Consider the following 18,620-nt stretch of genomic DNA (forward strand, 5'->3'; position numbering starts at 1 on the left):
GCCGCCGACCTCGATTCATTCCGTCGTTACAAATTCGTGAAATGCAGGCTTCTGGAGTTTCAACTGGGCGTGAATATCCCCGCCCAGACCGAACCAGCCGATGGCACCGCCGTAGTTCTGCTGATAACTCATCCACAGCACCACGACATTGATGATCCGGTTCGCTCCCGGTGTGCCGGGTGCCGGGAAGGGATGGGGCATGGTCGCGCGGTAACTGGCTCTGCCCTCCTCGTCGGTGACGAAGACATTGGGCACACCCAGCGGCCCCGGCCTGGTGGGACCGGCCGGGTCCAGGTCGTGCTGGCGCAGGGACATCACGGTGTAGAGGCTGCTGGGGACGAGCCCCCCGAACTCCATCCGGAACACGGCGCCGCGGCCGTCCTCGGTGAGCTCCACCTCCAGCTCCCCCTCCGCCTGGACCCATCGGCCGAGCGTGATCGGCTCGGTCACCTTGGGCCCGTCCTCGGGACGCAAGTCGGGGATCGGCGCCTGATGCAGCGGATAGCTCGGCCGTACGATCTCGTTGGCGTCGGGGCGCTGCTCGGGCGCGAAGACCATCGGGTAGTTGTTGCAGGGCAGCGGAAGCGGCAGCGTATACAGCACCATGTCCCGGTCCGCCGTGTCGAGTTCGTCGCCGAGCTCACGCACGATGGTGTACGGGACCTGCTCGCCGAACGGCGGCAACTCGCTCTTGGGGCTGACGATCGCCGATCCCCAGGACCGTTCGAGACCCCCCGAAGGGCCCTCCCGGTTGATCATGCCGATCACCACGAAGTCGCCGTCGGCGTCGACGATCTCACTGGGCGGATAGGACGGCCCCTGGGTGGTGGGGCTGAGCCGGTAGGTCCCCGAACGGCTCATCGCGAACCGCTCCCTTCTGCTGTGTTGTCCCGAACTGCTGTGTTGTCCCGGACTGCCGTGCTGTCGCGGAAGCCGAGTGCGGCGAGTGCGGCCGCGAGTGCCACGGAACCCGCACCGGTGGCCACCACGGCACCCCAGCCGCCGCCGGTCCACACGGGGCCGAGCGCGGCGCTGGCGGCACTGCCCGCGAGCAGGCAGACCAGCATGTACATGGACGAGGCGGCACCCCGCCGCTCCTCGGGCACGGCCCGCGCGAGCAGCACCAGCACGGCCGGCTGGCACGAGAAGACGCCGAGGAAGAGCAGCAGCATTCCCACCACCAGCAGCGCGGTGCCTCTCGCCGCCCCGAGCGCCGCGACACCGGCCAGCACCAGGCCGAGGCCCAGCAGCACGACATGGCGCGGCGCGATCCGGCTGCTCAGCCGTCCGGCCAGCGGTGCGCCCAGCACTCCGGTCAGACCGATCAGGCTGACCGTGCCGATCGCACCGGCGCTGTAGTGGAAGGGGGCGCCCTGCAGCCGATAGGTGAGGAAGGTGACGAGTCCGAGATACCCGAAGAACAGCAGCGCCCCGACGCCGAACAGCCGGACCACAGGCCCCTGTCCGAACATCCGCAGCGCTGCCAGATACGCCTGCCCCACCGGCTTGCGGACCCGCTGATCTGCCGCGCCCGGCGCCGGCAGCAGCCGCATCAGCACCGCGGTCAGCACATTGAGCGCCGCGAGCAGCAGCACCGCCTTGTGCCAGTCCGCCCAGCCGGCGACAACCCCGGTGAAGGAGCGTCCGAGGGTGATGCCCGCGACCGTGGCCCCGATGATCAGCCCGAAGAAGACGCCCACCAGACCGTCGGGGGCGATCCTCGGCATCAGCGCGATCATCGCGGCCGGTACCGCCGCGGCCGCGATCCCGGCCGCGGCGAGCAGCAGCGCGAACGCGGTGAAGCCGGGGACGACCGCGCCAATGGCGATCAGTACGGCGACCGTCACCGCCCCGGCCGCGCCCAGCACCTTGCTGCGGAACCGGTCGGAGAGCGGCCCGAAGAGGAAGAACGACAGGGCGTACGCGAAGCTCGCCACGGTGAAGACGAACCGCGCGTCCTCCGGGCCGACATCGAGGGACGCGGCGATCTCGGGAAAGACCGGCTGCGTCATATAGATCGTGGAGACCGCGCAGCAGGTTGCGGCCGCGGCGATGACGGCCGCACGCCAGGACGCCGCCGCGGAACGCGCGGCAGCGGAGGAGGCTGTCTGTGCCGTGGTGACCATGTCGGCTCCCTCCACCTACAGCGCCACCGAGGCGCCGCCGTCGACGGTGATCGAGGCTCCGTTGACCTGGGCTGCGCCGGGCGACACGAGATAGGCCACCGCCCCCGCGACATCGGCGGGCGTCGGCAGCGATCCGTACGGCGTCTTGCCGAGGAAGTCCTGGCCCACCTGGTCGGGGCTGATGCCGAAGCGCTGCCCGAGGTCCGCGAGAGTCTGTGTCCACAGATCGGTGTCGGTCGCACCCGGGTCCACGGTGTTGACCCGCAGTCCGCTCCCGCCCAGGTCGCGGGAGATCGCCTTGGCGAAACCGCCGAGCCCGGCGTTGGCGACTGCATTGATCACGAAGAGCGGATCGGGCTCGCGGCGGAACGAGCCGTTGATGAAGACGATCCGGCCGGCTCTCCGCTCCACCATGGCCCTGGCGACGGCCCTGGTGAGCCGTATCGCGCCGAAGAGCTTGCTGTTGACCGTGGTGTCCCACTGCTCGTCGGTGGATTCCAGGAGCGGGGCCACCGGTCCGTCGCCCGCCGCGTTCACCAGGACGTCGATCCGGCCGAAACGGCCCACCACCCAGGCGATGCCCTCTTCGACCGACGCGGTCTCGTTGATGTCGAGGACCACGGCGGTGAGCTCGCGCGCAGCGTCGCCACTCTCGCCGAGCCGCCCGGCGATGCGCTTGCGGGCCGCTTCCAGCCGGGCCGCGTCACGGCCGAGCAGCACCACGTGCGCGCCGTCCGCGGCCAGCCGTTCCACGACCGCGCCGCCGATTCCGCCGGTGGCGCCGCTGACGACGGCCACCTCTCGGTCCGTATCCCGCACCTCAGTCATGGGATCCCCTCAGTTCTCGACGCGGGCGTAGATCCGGGTGTAGAGCCCCCGGTCGGTGATGTACGTGTCCCCGGCCTGCTTGACGATGTCCTGGTACCGGGGGGAGGTGAACACCGCCTGGTAGACGTCGGGCTCGACGGAGAATCCGGAGACGAACAGCACGCCGGGCTCGGTGCTCAGCAGTGAGTGGTAGGCCAGGAAGACCTCGACCTCGTCATGTGTGCGTACGACGTCGAAGATCGTGCGGTCCCGCCACTCCCGGTAGGCGTCGTGCACCGGCGGCTTCACCTCGACGTGCCTCAGCTGGATGTACGGAGTGGCCGGCAGCGGCTCGTCCGTGTCCTTCGGTGCCTCGACGAACTCGACGACCTGGCGGCGGAAGTCCCCGGCCAGGGCGGGCGCGATCGTGGTGTAGAGCTCCCGGTGGGCAGCCTCGCGCTCGGCGATCTCTGCGAGGCCGGCGATGGGCGTCAGCTCCACCAGCAGGCCGGCGTCGTCGAGCGAGCGGTAGAGCACGGAGCCGTGGTGGCCGGAGGCCGCGTTGTGGGCCGCCCAGGCCGCGCTGGTCTTGTCGATCTCTTCGCTCTGCACCGGCACTTCGGTCACGAGCAACAGGCGTGCGGACACGAGGATTTCCTCCTGGAGAAGTGAAGTGGAGTGAAGAAGTGCACGAGGTCAGGCGCTGGCCCCAAGGTGACCCTTGAGGGCCTTCTGAGCCTTGCGGCGCTCAAGTACGGCGATTTTCTGGCGCGGGAATCCGGAGAAACCGACCTGCCCCGAAGCCGCCAGTTTTCCGCTCTGATACAGCTCGAAGTCGAGCTCGAAGTCGAGCTGCCGGTCCGGCTTGTCGACCGACAGCTCACGCACGGTACAGCGTATTTCTGCCGGGAGCGGGAAGAGGAAGTTCCCGAACGTCAGATTCACCGAGTTCCAGACGATGTAGAAATCGCTGAGAGGCCAGCGATTGCGGTACCCGCGCTCGAAGACACCGAGGAACAGCTGGCGCACCGCCTCGACGATGACCATGCCCTGGACGTGCTCGCCGGTCTGGTGGTCGAGGAGGAGTTCGTTGTCGCCGTGCACCCGGATGTCAGCGGCGTAACGCGCCTCGTCCAGCTGCCTCAGGCCGGCCAGCAAGACGTTGTTCTCGCTGTGTTTGTGCACTACATCGCGGCCTTCCGGCGCCACCTCCGGACCGGTGAAGCGAATCCGGTCGGTCAGCTTGCGACGGTCGATGGCCTGCTGGACGTACGTGCGCTCGAAGCTGCCGACGCCCTGCCCTTCGTGCAGCAGGACCTCGCCGTCTCCGTCGTCGAACACGCCCTTGTTGATCTCCGCAGTCAGTCCGGAGATCGTGCGGACGTCGTCCGAGTGCACAAAGCCGGTGAAGCGGTCCGCGACCACCATGACGTGGGTGCTCATCTTCCGTTCCTCTCCCGGTAATTTCGGCGTAACAACCGCCCAGGAAGTACGTCATGGACATTAGTTTCCCGAATTCCCGCGGCACAACTGCCAGACCGGGGTGGCCGTTCGGCTACGCCGCCCGATGTGACCTGCAAGCATCCCCTAGATATCCGTTGACGCCAGCCCACTTCGATGAATACTTTCGAAACCGGCTTCCATGAAATTCCCTATTTCTGACACCACTTGGAAGACTTTCGACGCGGCTTCGACAAGGGGATGAATGACATGGTTTCAGGACCGGAGAGTCAACCGGGCAATCAACTTCAGGGGCGCCACCGGGCCGCCGTCGTCACCGGTGTCGGCTCCTGGCTGCCGGCCAGAGTGGTCACCAACCATGACCTCTCCGCCGAACTGGACACCAGCGACGAATGGATCCGCAGCCGTACGGGCATCGCCCGGCGGCATGTGATCGACGAGGGGATGGCCACCTCCGACCTCGCGGTCGAAGCGGGTTTTCGTGCCCTGAAGTCGGCCGGATCCTCGGACGTGGACGCGGTTGTGGTGGCCACCACGACGCCGGACAGGCCGTGTCCGGCCACCGCACCCGATGTGGCGGGACGTCTCGGCCTCGGCCCCGTACCCGCCTTCGATGTGGCGGCCGTGTGCAGTGGATTCGTCTACAGCCTCGCCGTCGCCTCGGGTTTCATCGCCGCCGGCATCGCCGAGCGGGTGCTGGTGATCGGCGCGGACGCGTACTCGACCATCCTGGACCCGCAGGACCGCACCACCCGTGCGGTGTTCGGGGACGGGGCGGGCGCCGTGGTGCTGCGTGCGGGCACGGCGGACGAGGAGGGCGCGCTCGGACCGTACGACCTGGGCAGCGACGGGTCGCTCGCCGATCTCATCACGATCCCCGCGGGCGGTTCACGCCAGCGCTCGGCCCCCGGGCAGAGCGTCGAACGGGCCGACCACTACTTCCAGATGCAGGGCAAGCGGGTCTACCGCAACGCCGTGGCCCATATGTCGCAGTCCGCGCGGCGGGTGCTGGCGAGTGCGGGCTGGAGTGCCGACACCCTCGACCATGTCGTCGCCCACCAGGCGAACCAGCGCATCCTCGACGCCGTCGCCGCCGAGCTGGACGTCCCGGGCGAGCGGGTCGTCTCGCAGATCGAGCGGGTGGGCAACACCTCCGCCGCCTCGATACCGCTCGCGCTCGCCGACGCGGCCGCCTCCGGCACTCTGCGGCCGGGGCAGCGCGTGCTGCTGACGGCCTTCGGCGGCGGGCTGACCTGGGCCTCGACCGTACTGCGCTGGCCGGATGTCACCGCAGTCACCTCGTGACACCGACCACTGAAAGCCCATCACCGATGAGGAGAAAAGATCTATGAGCGACCTGTTGAGCCGGGTGACGGCAATCCTTCTCTCCACCTTCGAGCTCGATGCCGCCGCGCTGGCGGACAACCCGACGCTGGAGTCCCTGGAGTTCGACTCGCTGACCCTGGTGGAGCTCGCCACCGCCCTGGAGAACGAGTTCGGCACCCCGGTCGACGAGGAGGAGATCACCCTCGAGCACACCCTCGACGACGTGCTGACGTTGCTGGCGCAGAAGCTCTCCACGGCAGCCGCCACCACATCCTGAAGCACCTACATGCCGGATGGCCGTCCCCACCCCCCGGGACGGCCATCCTTGTCGTGCGCTCAGCCCACCAGCCGCGCCAGATGACGTCCGTAGTCCGACGAACGCCCGTACGCGTCGATGCTGTTGGCCACATCGTCGGCCCCGATGAACCCCATCCGGAACGCCACCTCCTCGATACAGGCGATCTGCACCCCCTGCCGCGACTGCACGGCATGGACATAGCCGGCCGCCTCGAAGAGGCTGTCGTGGGTCCCGGTGTCCAGCCACGCCGTACCGGAGCCCAGATTCACCAGCCGCGCCCTGCCCTGTTCCACATAGCGACGGTTGATGTCGGTGATCTCCAGTTCGCCGCGCGCGGAGGGCGACAGCTGTGCCGCGTAGGAGACCACGTCGTTGTCGTAGAGGTAGAGACCCGTGACCGCCAGGTCCGACTTGGGTTCGGCGGGCTTCTCCTCGATGTCGACCAGCCGGCCCTCGTCGTCCAGTACCGCGACGCCGTACCGCTGAGGATCGTCCACCTGGTAGCCGAAGAGGGTCGCCCCTTCGAGCTGCGCGACCTCCTTGCGCACAATGGTCGGCAGGTCCTGACCGTGGAAGATGTTGTCGCCGAGGACCAGGCAGACCTGGTCGTCACCGATGAAGCGGCGGCCGAGCAGGAAGGCGTCGGCGAGGCCGCGCGGTTCGTCCTGCTGGGCATACTCGATCCGCACGCCCAGCCGCTCCCCGTTCCCGAGCAGCCGGTGGAAGTCCTCGCGGCTCTCGGGGGTGGTGATGATCAGGATCTCGCGGATCCCGGCCAGCAGCTGGATCGAGAGCGGGTAGTAGATCATGGGTTTGTCGTAGACCGGGAGCAGCTGTTTCGATGTCACCGAGGTCAGCGGCCGCAGCCGGGTGCCGGCGCCGCCCGCCAGGATGATTCCACGCATCAGCGATTCACCTTTTCTTCAGCGCCGTCCACCAGTCCTGGTTTTCCCGGTACCAGTCGATGGTGTCGGCGAGCCCGGAGGAGAAGTCGTGTCGCGGCTCATAGCCGATTTCCGCGCGCGCCTTCGACCAGTCCACGGAGTAGCGACGGTCGTGGCCTTTGCGGTCCTCGACATGCTCGATCATTTCCCGGCCGTGGCCGAGTGCGTCGAGGAGCAGTTGGGCCAGTTCTATATTGGCCAGTTCCTGCCCGCCGCCGATGTTGTAGATCTCACCCGGCTGCCCCTTCTCCACCACCAGCCGGATGCCGTGACAGTGATCGTCGACATGCAGCCAGTCGCGTACGTTCATTCCGTCGCCGTAGAGCGGCACTTTCTTCCCTTCGAGAAGATTGGTCACGAACAACGGGATGACCTTCTCGGGGAATTGGTACGGGCCGTAGTTGTTGGAGCAGCGGGTGATGCGTACGTCCATTCCGTATGTCCGGTGGTACGCGAGGGCCAGCAGATCCGAGGACGCCTTGCTCGCCGCGTAGGGGGAGTTGGGGTTCACCGGATCGGTTTCGGGCCATGAGCCCCGTTCCAGGGAGCCGTAGACCTCGTCGGTCGAGACATGTACGAAGGTGCCGACGTCATGCCGCCGAGCCGCGCTGAGCAGCACTTCTGTGCCGAGCACGTTCGTACGGACGAAGACCGAGGCTTCGGCGATGGACCGGTCGACGTGCGACTCGGCGGCGAAGTGCACCACGACGTCCTGGCCGGCCATGACCTCGTCGACCAGCTTCGGGTCACCGATGTCGCCGTGCACGAACGTCAGCCGCGGATCAGCGAGATGTGCCGCGATATTGCTCTTTCTTCCGGCGTAGGTCAGCTTGTCGAGCACGGTGAGCCGTTCCACCGCGCGCGCGGGCAGATCGCTGCCGAGGAGGCTGCGCACATAGTGCGAACCGATGAAGCCTGCCCCGCCGGTAACCAGAATGCGCATGGAATTCACCTGTCCAGCATTCGAGGACGAATGCCGATGACCCTGCCAGCGGCACAGGCCGCCCGACAAGGCGATTCTGGGCTGCCCGTGAGGGCATGCACCAGACGGCTACACCCAAAGGGCTGATAATTGGCGGGCATTGACCGAGGGAAAAGCGATTCCTTATGTTCGAGCAATGCGAATTCTGGCGACCAGTGCCCCCAACCAGGGGCATCTCTATCCAATGATTTCGACGCTGTGGGCATTGCGGAACGCCGGTCACGAGGTGCTGGCCGCGCTGCCCGACAGGTTCGCGCGGCTGACCGCCGAGGCGGGAATCTCGTCCGTGGCGGTCGCCGAGGACTTCCGTCTCGGCGACCTCGGCACCAAGCGGGCCCAGCAGGGCTCGTCGATCGCCGAGTTGACCGACCACATCATCGACTACTACGTGCCCGCCACCGAGCGGACCGTGGACCGGACCGTGGCCGTCGCCGACACCTGGCGGCCCGACCTGATCCTGTGCACCGACTGGGAGTACGCGGCCCCCATAGCGGCGGGTCTGATCGGTGTGCCGACGGTCCTGCACGGCTGGGGGCTGCTGGCCGACCCCGCGGTCGACGAGCCGATCGCTGAGGCGCTGCGGCCGATCCGCCGCAAGTGGGGCCTCGGCGAGGAGGCACACAGCCACTGGAAGATCATCGACAACTGCCCGCCGGAACTGCAGTGGCGGACCCCGCCGGCCAACGCCGTGCCCAGCCGGTACGTCCCCTTCAACGGGGCGGGTGTCATGCCTCAGTGGCTGTTCGAGCAGCCCGACGCACCGCGCGTGCTCGTCACCCTCGGCAACGCGCCGATCGGCGGTGACCACGCCAATGTCCTCCAGCGCACGGTCCAGGCGCTGGCCGCCTTCGACATCGATGTGGTCATCGCGGTCGGCGACCACATCAAGCTGGACCAGCTGGGCGAGCGTCCGGCGCGCACCCGGCTGATCCACACGCTGCCGCTCTCGCAGGTGCTGCCGACCTGCACGGCGGTCATCCACCACGGGGGTGCGGGCAGCGCCATGGCCGCGACCGCCGCCGGCCTTCCTCAGCTCGGGCTCCCGCAGATGTGCGTCCAGTACCAGCATGCGGACCGGATCGCCGAGGTCGGCGCCGCGCGCGTACTGCACCCGGAGGAGGCCTCGGTGGAGGCCATCAGGGAATCCGTACGCAGCGTGCTGGAGGAGCCCGGCCTGCAGGAGGTCGCGTGGCGGCTGCAGAACGAGAACGCCGCACGCACCGGCCTCGACGAGACGGTCCGCCTGCTGGAGACGGCCTTCGAAGCCGAGGGCCGCTGACCGCGGTCAGTCCTGATTTCCCACCACACGAAGCGAAGGGGTCCAGTGTGACCAGCGCACCCGTGCAGACAGACAGCCGTGAAGAGGCCAAGGCCCAGCTCCTCGACGCCGTACGCAAGTTCCATCGCTCCACCGAGTCCGACCGGCCGTTCGTGCCCGGTGTGACACCGCTGTACTCCTCAGGGCCGGTCTTCGACGACGAGGACCGCGTGGCACTCGTCGAGGCCGCACTGGAGATGCGGATCGTGGCGAAGAAGACCGCGCAGGAATTCGAGAGCCGCTTCTCCAAGACCATCGGCGTACGCAAGTCGCACCTGGTGAACTCGGGCTCGTCCGCCAATCTGCTGGCGATCAGCGCGCTGACGTCCCCGCAGCTGGCCGACCGGCGGCTGGTTCCGGGTGACGAGGTCATCACCGTCGCCGCGGGCTTCCCCACCACCGTCAACCCGGTGCTGCAGAACGGCCTGGTGCCGGTGTTCGTGGACACCGAGCTCGGTACGTACAACGCGAGCGTGGACCGGATCGCGGCGGCGATCGGCCCGCGGACCAGGGCGATCGCCCTCGCCCACACGCTGGGCAATCCGTACGCCGCCCGCGAGATCGCGGAGCTGGCCGAGCAGCACGACCTGTGGCTCGTCGAGGACAACTGCGATGCCCTGGGCGCCCGTTACGACGGCCGGCTGACCGGTACGTTCGGTGATCTGTCGACGCTCAGCTGCTATCCCGCGCACCACATCACGATGGGCGAGGGCGGGGTGGTCTCCACGAGCGATCTGCATCTGGCGCGCATCGTCGAGTCGCTGCGCGACTGGGGACGGGACTGCTGGTGTGCTCCCGGCGAGGACAACAAGTGCGCCAAGCGGTTCCGTTGGCAGTTGGGCACCCTGCCCGAGGGTTACGACCACAAGTACATCTATTCCCATGTGGGTTACAACCTCAAGGCGACCGACAGCCAGGCCGCGCTGGGTCTGACCCAGCTGGCCAAGCTGCCCGTCTTCATCGAGGCGCGCCGGCGCAACTGGCAGCGGCTGCACGACGCGCTGGCGGACGTGCCGGGCCTGCTGCTGCCGAGCGCCACCCCGAACAGCGAGCCGAGCTGGTTCGGCTTTGTGCTGACCGTGCTGCCGGACGCCCCCTTCACCCGCCGTGAGCTGGTGGCCTTCCTGGAGGCGAGGAGCATCGGCACGCGCCAGGTCTTCGCGGGCAACCTGACCCGGCACCCGGCCTATCAGGGCACGAACTACCGCGTGGCCGGCGACCTGACCAACAGCGACATCATCACGGAGCACAGCTTCTGGATCGGTGTGCACCCCGGGCTCACCGACGAGATGACCGACTACATGGCCCAGTCCGTGACCGACTTTGCACGCAGCAAGGGGCGTTGAGCCGTTCCGCAGTCCGGTCGGCCCTTGCGGTGGAGTGCGCTCCAACTCGTACGTTGTCTGTCGGCGCACTCATCCACTCCCCCAAGAGGTGGTCATGCGTTCCTTACTCCTGCCGAAGCTTCTCGTGGGCGGCCTGCTGGTGTCCTCCGTGGCAGCCTGCACAAGCGACGACGACGCGGGGCGCTCCGGCGCATCGCAGTCGCCGGGATCCTCCGCCTCCTCCGGTCCCCCCACCCAGGGAGGCGGAACGGGCGGCGAGCCCGCCGCGAAGGCCCCGGGGGCCGGGAAGCCGAAGTACACGGGCTTCTCGTCGCCGACCGGTCTGGCCTACGGCCGGGACGGCTCGGTGTACGTGTCCAACTGGTCGGCCGGCACGGTCGAGCGGATCACCCGCGACGGCAAGCGCTCCGTCCACGTCAAGGGTCTTCAAGCCCCCGCCGGTCTGGCCGTGGACCGGCAGGGCGTCCTCTACATCGCCGACTACAACGCCGATGTCGTCTACCGCGCCCCGGCCGCGGGGAAGCTGGAGAAGTTCGCCTCCGGCTTCCACACCCCGACCGGCATCAGCTTCGACTCCCGGCACAACCTCCTGGTCACCAACCGGGCGAGCAACGAGCTCATGAGCGTCTCCCCGGACGGGAGAAGCAGCCGGGTTGCCGACGGGCTGCGCACCCCGGTGGGCGTGGTCGAGGCCGCCGACGGCACGATCTATGTGTCGAATTACGAGGGTGGCGTGCTGTCCCGCGTCACGCGGGACGGGACCGTGGAAACCCACTCCAAGGACTTCGACGGACTCGGTGTGGGAATCGTCGCCGACAAGGCGGGTTCCGTTTTTGTCACCGACCGCACGGCGGGTGCGATCAAACGGGTGGCCCGCGATGGCTCGATCACCTCCGTGCTGACCGGTCTCAGTTCGCCTGTGGCCCTCGGCATTGACGCCGAGGGCCACCTGGCAACCGCAACCTGGGGGGATTCCGCTTACTATGAGATCCCCTCGTAGCAGCCCCTTGTACAAGACCTTCACAGAGGGTTGTCAGTTCATTTCGCGGGCTTTCACATAACGCTCGTAGAGGCCTTCACGCAGAGCCCTTGAAACAGCGAGCGTGCGATTGTTGCAGTCCATCTTTGCCAAAATATTGGCCACCAGGCGCTTCGCTCCGTGCTCGGATATCTGCAGCCTGCGGGCAATTTGCCTGTTGCTCAGCCCCTCGACCATGAGCACAAGTGCTTCCTGCTCCCGCGGGGTCAGCCTCAGCTGACCCCGCGGCGCGTCGTTGCGCCGGGTCGCGAGCAGGAGCAGATCCTGGGCGAGCTCAGGAGGGATGGGCACGTTACCCCCGGCAACAGAGGCCAGCGCCTTGTTCAGAGTGTCCTCGTTGATCCCGTCGATCTTCACAAAGCCGGCCCTGATACCGGTCATATTGGGCAGCTCATCGAGATCGTCGTCCTCGATGAGCAGCATGATGCGGACTCCGCGATCCTCGTTCTGGCGTAATTCCGCGGCAACTGCGTCGTCGACCTCACTCAGCAGCGCGATGAGCAGGTCTCCGTCGTCGAGACCGTCAGAAAGCGCTCCGGCGAGCCCCGGCAGGGAGCGGATCTCGACCTTCGGTGGCACTTGAAGCATTCGCTCGACGCCGTAACGCAGCAATCCATTCCCGATTGCCACGACGACGCGCCGTACAGTGATCTCTCTTTCCTTAATTTCCGAGACGCCCAGCAAGACTACCCCCTGTTGCTTTGAAGCGCGCCGGCGGTCATCCGACTCCGGGCACAAGTCAAGGATACCGACGGGATTCAGCCATCCTATGTGATATAGCTCACCACCAACAAATTGAACATGATACAAAAGAAGTTCAGGAAATAACTACCGCACCGTAAGTGCATACCAGAATGACCCGCCGGACGATTTCGTTAATAAACCGGCAACACGATGGGAAAGAAAGCGAAAAGAACCCCCGGCAGAAATACCCGGGGGTTAATCGAAGTGGAATTACCGCCCTACATTTCAGCGGTCGGCCGCGCGGCGCGCAGGCGCGGGAGCGGACGACAGCACCGGCCAGCCCCGCTCCTTCGCGAGGGCGACCAATGCCGGATCAACGTCGACGACATGAGGGTTCCCGACCTGCTCCAGCAGTCCCAGGTCGGACAGATGGTCGCCGTATCCATAGCAATCCGCAGGTGAGAGGGCTTGTTCGGCGATGGTGCGTGCCACCGCGGCACTCTTCGCCGCGCCGATCATCGGCTGGTGCACCTCGCCGGTGAGCAGTCCGTCGTGCGTGACGACGGGCTCGGTACACAGGATGACGTCCGCAGCGATCTCCTCGGCAAGCGGCAGGAGAACACCGCGGAACGAGCCGGAGACAAGGCAGATCAGATCGCCGGCCGCACGATGCTCGTCCAGGGCGTCCAGCGTGGCTCCGACGAACGCGGTGGGCCCGGCGCGGTAGCCGGCGTACCACTCACGGCCCGCTGCCGTCAGCTCCCGCTGCGGTACGCCTTTGAAGAGCCGGTAGTAGGTGCGATTGATCTCGCTGCGGTCGACGTTGTTCGCAGCCATGGCCCTGATGTCCGCCATGATCCTGTCGTATCCGGACCCGGAGTCTCCGTTCTGAGCCATCCAGTGGCGCAGAAACGCGAACATGCTCTTGGTCGTGATCACCGTCTCGTCGGCATCGAAAAACGCCGAACGGCGCACTGAAGTCATGGTGTTCCCCATCGCCAGTCATCGTCTGCCGCCGCTCCGGACGATCATGTCCGGTCGGCGGAGGAGGGACAAGGACAGTTCGGGCTGCTCCTTCGGGCACACCGAGCAGGCATGGCAGAGGCCCGGGCGTCACTCGCCCGGGCCTTGCCTTGTGACCTGCGGATCAGGCCGGCGGAACAGCCGGATCAGATCTGTGGATCAGGGCCTGTGGATCAGAGCCCGTGGATCAGACCTTCGGATCAGGACCAGGTGATCAGCCGCTTCGGGTTCTCCAGGATCGCCGCGACGTCCGCCAGCACCTTGGAGCCCAGCTCGCCGTCGACCAGCCGGTGGTCGAAGGAGAGCGCGAGCGTGGTGACCTGGCGCGGCTTGACCTTGCCCTTGTGGACCCACGGCTGGAGCTTGATCGCGCCGACCGCGAGAATCGCGGACTCGCCCGGGTTCAGGATCGGCGTGCCCGTGTCGACGCCGAAGACGCCGACGTTGGTGATGGTCACCGTGCCGCCCTGCATGGCGGCCGGAGTGGTCTTGCCCTCGCGGGCCGTGGAAACCAGCTCACCCAGTGCCGCCGCCAGTTCGGGCAGCGTCTTGTCGTGCGCATCCTTGATGTTCGGCACGATCAGACCGCGCGGGGTGGCCGCCGCGATGCCCAGGTTCACATAGTGCTTGAGCACGATCTCCTGGTTGGCCTCGTCCCAGGCAGCGTTGACCTCGGGGTTCCGCTTGATCGCGACCAGCAGCGCCTTGGCGACCAGCAGCAGCGGATTGACCCGCAGCCCCGCCATGTCCTTGTCGGCCTTGAGCTCCTCGACGAGCTTCATCGTCCGCGTCACATCGAGCGTGATGAACTCCGTGACATGCGGCGCGGTGAAGGCGCTTCCGACCATCGCCGCCGCGATGGCCTTCCGCACGCCCTTGACGGGGATACGCGTCTCCCGCGCACCCGCCGCCACCGGCGCGGGGGCCTCGGCCACCGGCTCCGGCAGGACAGCAGCGGGCGCCGTGGCCACCGCCGCGTGGACGTCCTCGCGGGTGATGATCCCGTCCGGACCGGTCGGCGTGACCGTCGTCAGATCGACGCCGAGGTCCTTGGCGAGCTTGCGGACCGGCGGCTTGGCGAGCGGACGGTCCAGCGTGACCGTGCCCGCGTGGCCGTTCAGCTCGCCCTGAACCGCCGCTGCGGCGGGCGGCGCGTAGTACGTGCTCGCGGGCGCGGCCTGGGGCTGCTCCGGGACCGAAGCCCCCTTGCGCGGGCGACGCTTGGTGGAGGACTCGGCGACGCCGTAGCCGACGAGGACCGGCTGCCGGCCCTCCGGCTTCTTCTCGGCCGGGGCATCGACCGGAGCGGCAGCGGCCAAAGGAGCCGCCGGCTCCGCGGGCTGTTCCGGCTCCGAACCCGGGGCCACGTCCACGGTGATGATCGACGTGCCGACGTCGACCGTCGTGCCCTCCTCGAAGCGGAGCTCGTGCACCACTCCGTCGTACGGAATCGGCAGCTCGACGGCAGCCTTCGCGGTCTCCACCTCGCAGACGACCTGGCCGTCGGTGACGGTGTCACCGGGCTGGACGTACCACTTGAGGATCTCGGCCTCGGTCAGGCCCTCGCCCACATCGGGCATCTTGAATTCGCGGTAGCGAGACATGTTCCAGGGGCCCTTCTCAGTACGCGAGCGAGCGGTCGACGGCGTCGAGTACCCGGTCCAGGCCCGGCAAGTACTCCTCTTCCAGCCTCGCCGGTGGGTACGGCGCGTGGAAGCCGCCGACCCTCAGCACCGGGGCCTCCAGATGGTAGAAGCACCGCTCGGTGATCCGGGCGGCGATCTCCGCGCCCGAGCCGTAGAAGACCGGCGCCTCGTGCACCACGACAAGGCGGCGCGTCTTCTCCACCGACGTCTGGATGGTGTCGAAGTCGATCGGGGACATCGAGCGCAGGTCCAGGACCTCCACCGACTTGCCCTCCTCGGCGGCCGCGGCCGCCGCCTCGACACAGACCTTCACCATCGGCCCGTACGCGGCGAGCGTGATGTCGGAGCCGGTCTGCACGGTCCGCGCCTTGTGCAGCGGGCCGGGGATCGCCTCGGTGTCGACCTCGCCCTTGTCCCAGTAACGCCGCTTCGGCTCGAAGAAGATGACCGGGTCGTCGCTCTGGATCGCCTGCTGCAGCATCCAGTACGCGTCGGAGGAGTTGGACGGCGAGACCACCTTCAGACCCGCGACATGCGCGAAGAGCGCCTCGGGGGACTCACTGTGGTGCTCGACCGCGCCGATGCCGCCGCCGTAGGGAATGCGGACGACGACCGGCATCTTGATCTTGCCGAGCGCACGGGCGTGCATCTTCGCGAGCTGCGTGACGATCTGGTCGTACGCGGGGAAGACGAAACCGTCGAACTGGATCTCCACGACGGGCCGGTAGCCGCGCAGCGCGAGACCGATGGCCGTGCCGACGATGCCGGACTCGGCGAGCGGGGTGTCGATGACCCGGTCCTCACCGAAGTCCTTCTGCAGTCCGTCGGTGACCCGGAAGACGCCGCCGAGTTTGCCGACGTCCTCGCCCATGATCAGGACCTTGGGGTCGGTCTCCAGGGCCTTGCGCAGCGACTCGTTGAGCGCCTTGGCGAGGGGAAGCTTCTGTACGGCCATGGCTAGTTGCCCTCCTCGGCGAAGGACGCCTGGTAGGCGGCGAACTGCGCGCGCTCCTCGTCGACGAGCGCGTGCCCGTCCGCGTACACATGGTCGAACATGGCCATGTCGTCCGGGTCGGGCATGGCCCGCACCGCCTCCCGCACCCGCTTGGCGAGCGCGTCGCTCTCCTCGTCCAGCGCGGTGAAGTACGCCTCGTCGGCGTGCCCCTCGTTCGTCAGGTAGGTACGCAGCCGAAGGATCGGGTCCTTGGCCTCCCAGGCCTGCCGCTCGTCGTCGTGGCGGTACTTGGTCGGGTCGTCCGACGTGGTGTGCGCGCCCATCCGGTAGGTGAACGCCTCGACCAGCGTCGGCCCCTCGCCGCGGCGGGCCCGCTCCAGCGCCCACTTCGTCACGGCGAGGCAGGCCAGTACGTCATTGCCGTCGACGCGGACGCCGGGGAAGCCGAAGCCCTGGGCCCGCTGGTAGAGCGGCACCCGGGTCTGCTTCTCGGTCGGCTCGGAGATCGCCCACTGGTTGTTCTGGCAGAAGAACACGACCGGGGCGTTGTAGACCGCGGAGAAGGTGAACGATTCGGCGACATCGCCCTGACTGGACGCGCCGTCGCCGAAGTACGCGATCACGGCCGAGTCGGCGCCGTCCTTGGCCACGCCCATCGCGTAGCCGGTGGCGTGCAGCGTCTGCGAGCCGATGACGATCGTGTACAGGTGGAAGTTGTTGATGGTGGGGTCCCAGCCACCGTGGTTCACACCACGGAACATGCCCAGGAGATTGGTCGGGTCGACCCCGCGGCACCAGGCGACGCCGTGCTCGCGGTAGGTCGGGAAGACATAGTCGTCGTCGCGCAGCGCACGGCCGGAGCCGATCTGTGCGGCCTCCTGGCCCAGCAGGGACGCCCACAGTCCGAGCTCGCCCTGCCGCTGAAGAGCGGTGGCCTCGGCATCGAAGCGGCGGGTCAGGACCATGTCCCGGTACAGTCCGCGCAGCTCGTCCGGGCTCAGGTCGATCTCGTACTCGGGGTGCTCGACGCGCACCCCCTCGGGGGTCAGCAGCTGGACGAGCTGGGGCTCGGCACTCTGCGGCTTCTTCGCTGCGCTCGCGCGCTTGCTGGCGCGGCGCGGTTTGCGCGCGGCAGTGCTCTCCACGGTCACGTGCGTGCTCCTCCGTCGGTCCGGCCCCCGGGGTCCGCCGGGAAACCAGTGCGGCTCGCCTGTATCCGTACCTGTGCACGGGGTGGGTGCGACTCGGCCAGGATCAGGCGTGACAGGTGCCCCGGCGAGCGCCCTGCCAAAGGCACGTTACCCAGTGTGTCGCGTTACTGCGAAACCCCACTTGACCTGCAATTTTGCTTGGATTTCCAAGTAAATCGAGAAATGCGGGAACAACCACTGGTCACAGCCTTGCAGGCCGCCGGAACACCGGCACGTTATCCCGGCCACCCCGGACACGGGAAGAGTAAATGTGTGAGACCACTTTCGCGCGCGAAGTCGGGAAAATCGCCGCATTTCTGAAGGAACCCCATGAACTGGTCCGTGCGGCGTGGCGCACCTCGTCACGGTGCACCCCCGGATTATCTCCAAGAGCCGCCCATTGACCACGCTGCGTGATCTAACATCTGGCGAGTGCCGCGCTCATCTGCAACTGCCCCTCCCATCGGCCCACTGCTGAACCGCTACAAGGACCCGGGCGAACCACTCTCCTGCGAGCCCGTCACCCAGGGCCTCCTCAACCGCGGCTACCGGCTCGCCACCACCCGTGGCGCGTACTTCCTCAAGCACCATCTCGACGGCGACCGCGAGGCCATCACCCGCCAGCACCGTGCGACCCAGCGGCTCCAGATGCTCGGCGTGCCGGTCGCCCCACCCCTCGAGGACGCGCACGGCGACACCGTCGCGGTGATCGGCGGACGGTGCTACGCGCTGCACCCCTGGATCGACGGACGGCACCGCGACGGCGCGCATCTGACCACCCTCCAGTCCCAGCGGCTCGGCTCGCTCCTCGGGCTCGTACACACCTGTCTGGAGCAGGTCATGGACGTGGACGCCACCGAGGGCAGGCAGTACGAGAGCGCCGACCCCGAGGAGACGTTCTCGCTCATCGACGAACTGCTGGTGCTGGCCCGCCGGGCCCGCCCCCTGGACGCCTTCGACGCCCTGGCCGAACACCGCCTCCTGGAGCGGCGCGAACTGCTGGAGCGCCATGCCGACCGCAGACCGCCCCCGGCGTCCGCGGGCGGCTGGGTGCACGGCGACTTCCACCCGCTGAATCTGCTCTACCGGGGCGGGGAGCCGGCCGCGATCGTCGACTGGGACCGGCTGGGGGTGCAGCCGCGTGCGGAGGAGGCGGTGCGGGCGGCGGCCATCTTCTTCGTCCAGCCGGCCGGGGAGCTGGAGCTGACGAAGGTACGGGCGTATGCGCGGGCCTACCGGCGAGCGGCCGGCGCGGACGCGGCGGAGCTGACGGCAGCGGTCCACCGGGTGTGGTGGGAGCGGCTGAACGACTTCTGGATACTGCGCTGGCGCTACCAACTGCACGACCGAAGGGCCGACCCGCAGTTCCCTGCGGCGTCGGCCCTGGCGGTCTGGTGGACGAGCGAGTACGAGGCGGTGTGCGAGGCCTTCACGGGCTGAGCAAGGTCCAACCCCGCCGGCGCTTGAGGCGCGGG

The 18,620-nt window shown here is 67.7% G+C and carries 18 protein-coding genes; 6 read left to right on the forward strand and 12 right to left on the reverse strand.

Features of this window, described 5'->3' with window-relative positions; translation table 11 throughout:
• Positions 1–15: 15 nt before the first annotated feature.
• The 5 genes from OG729_RS19150 to OG729_RS19170 are packed head-to-tail and all read right to left on the reverse strand — an operon-like array spanning position 16 to position 4,376.
• A complete protein-coding gene (locus tag OG729_RS19150) occupies positions 16–861 on the reverse strand; it encodes a hypothetical protein (RefSeq protein WP_405807282.1) in 846 nt (281 codons plus the stop codon).
• A complete protein-coding gene (locus OG729_RS19155; protein WP_405807283.1) occupies positions 858–2,126 on the reverse strand; it encodes an MFS transporter in 1,269 nt (422 codons plus the stop codon). Before OG729_RS19155 ends, OG729_RS19150 begins: the two co-directional genes overlap by 4 nt.
• Positions 2,127–2,141: 15 nt before the next feature.
• The gene (locus tag OG729_RS19160) at positions 2,142–2,954 is read right to left on the reverse strand and encodes an SDR family NAD(P)-dependent oxidoreductase (protein WP_405807285.1); all 813 of its coding nucleotides are present in this window, start codon (positions 2,952–2,954) and stop codon (positions 2,142–2,144) included.
• A 9-nt stretch (positions 2,955–2,963) separates the two neighbouring features.
• Positions 2,964–3,581, reverse strand: coding sequence for a hypothetical protein (locus OG729_RS19165; protein WP_360866843.1), 618 nt, complete (start codon positions 3,579–3,581; stop codon positions 2,964–2,966).
• 48 nt (positions 3,582–3,629) lie between these two features.
• Positions 3,630–4,376 (reverse strand): AfsA-related hotdog domain-containing protein, encoded by a 747-nt coding sequence (locus OG729_RS19170; RefSeq protein WP_405807286.1) that lies wholly within the window; start codon positions 4,374–4,376, stop codon positions 3,630–3,632.
• A 267-nt stretch (positions 4,377–4,643) separates the two neighbouring features.
• Here OG729_RS19170 and OG729_RS19175 point away from each other — a divergent pair, with 267 nt between their 5' ends.
• Both OG729_RS19175 and OG729_RS19180 read left to right on the forward strand, forming a co-directional pair.
• Positions 4,644–5,699: a beta-ketoacyl-ACP synthase III gene (locus OG729_RS19175; protein ID WP_405807288.1), complete on the forward strand. Its 1,056-nt coding sequence runs from the start codon at positions 4,644–4,646 to the stop codon at positions 5,697–5,699.
• Between the two features lie 43 nt (positions 5,700–5,742).
• Positions 5,743–5,997 (forward strand): acyl carrier protein, encoded by a 255-nt coding sequence (locus tag OG729_RS19180; RefSeq protein ID WP_360866851.1) that lies wholly within the window; start codon positions 5,743–5,745, stop codon positions 5,995–5,997.
• Positions 5,998–6,056: 59 nt separating this feature from the next.
• On the opposite strand, the gene rfbA is transcribed toward OG729_RS19180, so the two are convergent.
• Both rfbA and rfbB read right to left on the reverse strand, forming a co-directional pair.
• The gene (gene rfbA / locus OG729_RS19185; RefSeq protein WP_405807289.1) at positions 6,057–6,923 is read right to left on the reverse strand and encodes a glucose-1-phosphate thymidylyltransferase RfbA; all 867 of its coding nucleotides are present in this window, start codon (positions 6,921–6,923) and stop codon (positions 6,057–6,059) included.
• 7 nt (positions 6,924–6,930) lie between these two features.
• On the reverse strand, positions 6,931–7,905 hold the full coding sequence (gene rfbB / locus OG729_RS19190; RefSeq protein ID WP_405807291.1) for a dTDP-glucose 4,6-dehydratase: 975 nt from the start codon (positions 7,903–7,905) through the stop codon (positions 6,931–6,933).
• Between the two features lie 175 nt (positions 7,906–8,080).
• Here rfbB and OG729_RS19195 point away from each other — a divergent pair, with 175 nt between their 5' ends.
• From OG729_RS19195 to OG729_RS19205, 3 genes are all read left to right on the forward strand, one after another.
• Positions 8,081–9,223 (forward strand): nucleotide disphospho-sugar-binding domain-containing protein, encoded by a 1,143-nt coding sequence (locus OG729_RS19195; protein ID WP_405807293.1) that lies wholly within the window; start codon positions 8,081–8,083, stop codon positions 9,221–9,223.
• 47 nt (positions 9,224–9,270) lie between these two features.
• Positions 9,271–10,608 (forward strand): lipopolysaccharide biosynthesis protein RfbH, encoded by a 1,338-nt coding sequence (gene rfbH / locus OG729_RS19200; protein WP_405807295.1) that lies wholly within the window; start codon positions 9,271–9,273, stop codon positions 10,606–10,608.
• Between the two features lie 94 nt (positions 10,609–10,702).
• Positions 10,703–11,608 (forward strand): serine/threonine protein kinase, encoded by a 906-nt coding sequence (locus OG729_RS19205; protein WP_405807296.1) that lies wholly within the window; start codon positions 10,703–10,705, stop codon positions 11,606–11,608.
• A 33-nt stretch (positions 11,609–11,641) separates the two neighbouring features.
• On the opposite strand, the gene OG729_RS19210 is transcribed toward OG729_RS19205, so the two are convergent.
• From OG729_RS19210 to pdhA, 5 genes are all read right to left on the reverse strand, one after another.
• On the reverse strand, positions 11,642–12,331 hold the full coding sequence (locus tag OG729_RS19210; protein ID WP_360866867.1) for a response regulator transcription factor: 690 nt from the start codon (positions 12,329–12,331) through the stop codon (positions 11,642–11,644).
• 285 nt (positions 12,332–12,616) lie between these two features.
• The gene (locus OG729_RS19215) at positions 12,617–13,315 is read right to left on the reverse strand and encodes an HAD-IB family hydrolase (protein ID WP_360866870.1); all 699 of its coding nucleotides are present in this window, start codon (positions 13,313–13,315) and stop codon (positions 12,617–12,619) included.
• A gap of 239 nt (positions 13,316–13,554) precedes the next feature.
• Positions 13,555–14,958, reverse strand: coding sequence for a dihydrolipoamide acetyltransferase family protein (locus OG729_RS19220; protein ID WP_405807299.1), 1,404 nt, complete (start codon positions 14,956–14,958; stop codon positions 13,555–13,557).
• Between the two features lie 16 nt (positions 14,959–14,974).
• Positions 14,975–15,955, reverse strand: a complete 981-nt coding sequence (locus tag OG729_RS19225; protein ID WP_360866876.1) for an alpha-ketoacid dehydrogenase subunit beta — start codon at positions 15,953–15,955, stop codon at positions 14,975–14,977.
• 2 nt (positions 15,956–15,957) lie between these two features.
• Positions 15,958–17,106, reverse strand: a complete 1,149-nt coding sequence (pdhA, locus tag OG729_RS19230) for a pyruvate dehydrogenase (acetyl-transferring) E1 component subunit alpha (protein WP_360866879.1) — start codon at positions 17,104–17,106, stop codon at positions 15,958–15,960.
• A gap of 471 nt (positions 17,107–17,577) precedes the next feature.
• Here pdhA and OG729_RS19235 point away from each other — a divergent pair, with 471 nt between their 5' ends.
• A complete protein-coding gene (locus OG729_RS19235) occupies positions 17,578–18,585 on the forward strand; it encodes a phosphotransferase (protein ID WP_360866881.1) in 1,008 nt (335 codons plus the stop codon).
• The last annotated feature ends 35 nt before the right edge of the window (positions 18,586–18,620 follow it).

The sequence above is a fragment of the Streptomyces sp. NBC_00210 genome (assembly GCF_045160975.1).
Taxonomy (GTDB): Bacteria; Actinomycetota; Actinomycetes; order Streptomycetales; family Streptomycetaceae; genus Streptomyces.

Bases quoted from the DNA above. Each gene is read 5' to 3' on its own strand.
- OG729_RS19180 (WP_360866851.1), top strand. From the start codon at position 5,743: ATGAGCGACCTGTTGAGCCGGGTGACGGCAATCCTTCTCTCCACCTTC.
- OG729_RS19205 (WP_405807296.1), top strand. From the start codon at position 10,703: ATGCGTTCCTTACTCCTGCCGAAGCTTCTCGTGGGCGGCCTGCTGGTG.
- OG729_RS19160 (WP_405807285.1), bottom strand. From the start codon at position 2,954: ATGACTGAGGTGCGGGATACGGACCGAGAGGTGGCCGTCGTCAGCGGC.
- OG729_RS19220 (WP_405807299.1), bottom strand. From the start codon at position 14,958: ATGTCTCGCTACCGCGAATTCAAGATGCCCGATGTGGGCGAGGGCCTG.
- OG729_RS19155 (WP_405807283.1), bottom strand. From the start codon at position 2,126: ATGGTCACCACGGCACAGACAGCCTCCTCCGCTGCCGCGCGTTCCGCG.
- OG729_RS19215 (WP_360866870.1), bottom strand. From the start codon at position 13,315: ATGACTTCAGTGCGCCGTTCGGCGTTTTTCGATGCCGACGAGACGGTG.
- OG729_RS19150 (WP_405807282.1), bottom strand. From the start codon at position 861: ATGAGCCGTTCGGGGACCTACCGGCTCAGCCCCACCACCCAGGGGCCG.
- rfbB (WP_405807291.1), bottom strand. From the start codon at position 7,905: ATGCGCATTCTGGTTACCGGCGGGGCAGGCTTCATCGGTTCGCACTAT.
- OG729_RS19225 (WP_360866876.1), bottom strand. From the start codon at position 15,955: ATGGCCGTACAGAAGCTTCCCCTCGCCAAGGCGCTCAACGAGTCGCTG.
- OG729_RS19195 (WP_405807293.1), top strand. From the start codon at position 8,081: ATGCGAATTCTGGCGACCAGTGCCCCCAACCAGGGGCATCTCTATCCA.
- OG729_RS19175 (WP_405807288.1), top strand. From the start codon at position 4,644: ATGGTTTCAGGACCGGAGAGTCAACCGGGCAATCAACTTCAGGGGCGC.
- rfbA (WP_405807289.1), bottom strand. From the start codon at position 6,923: ATGCGTGGAATCATCCTGGCGGGCGGCGCCGGCACCCGGCTGCGGCCG.
- OG729_RS19170 (WP_405807286.1), bottom strand. From the start codon at position 4,376: ATGAGCACCCACGTCATGGTGGTCGCGGACCGCTTCACCGGCTTTGTG.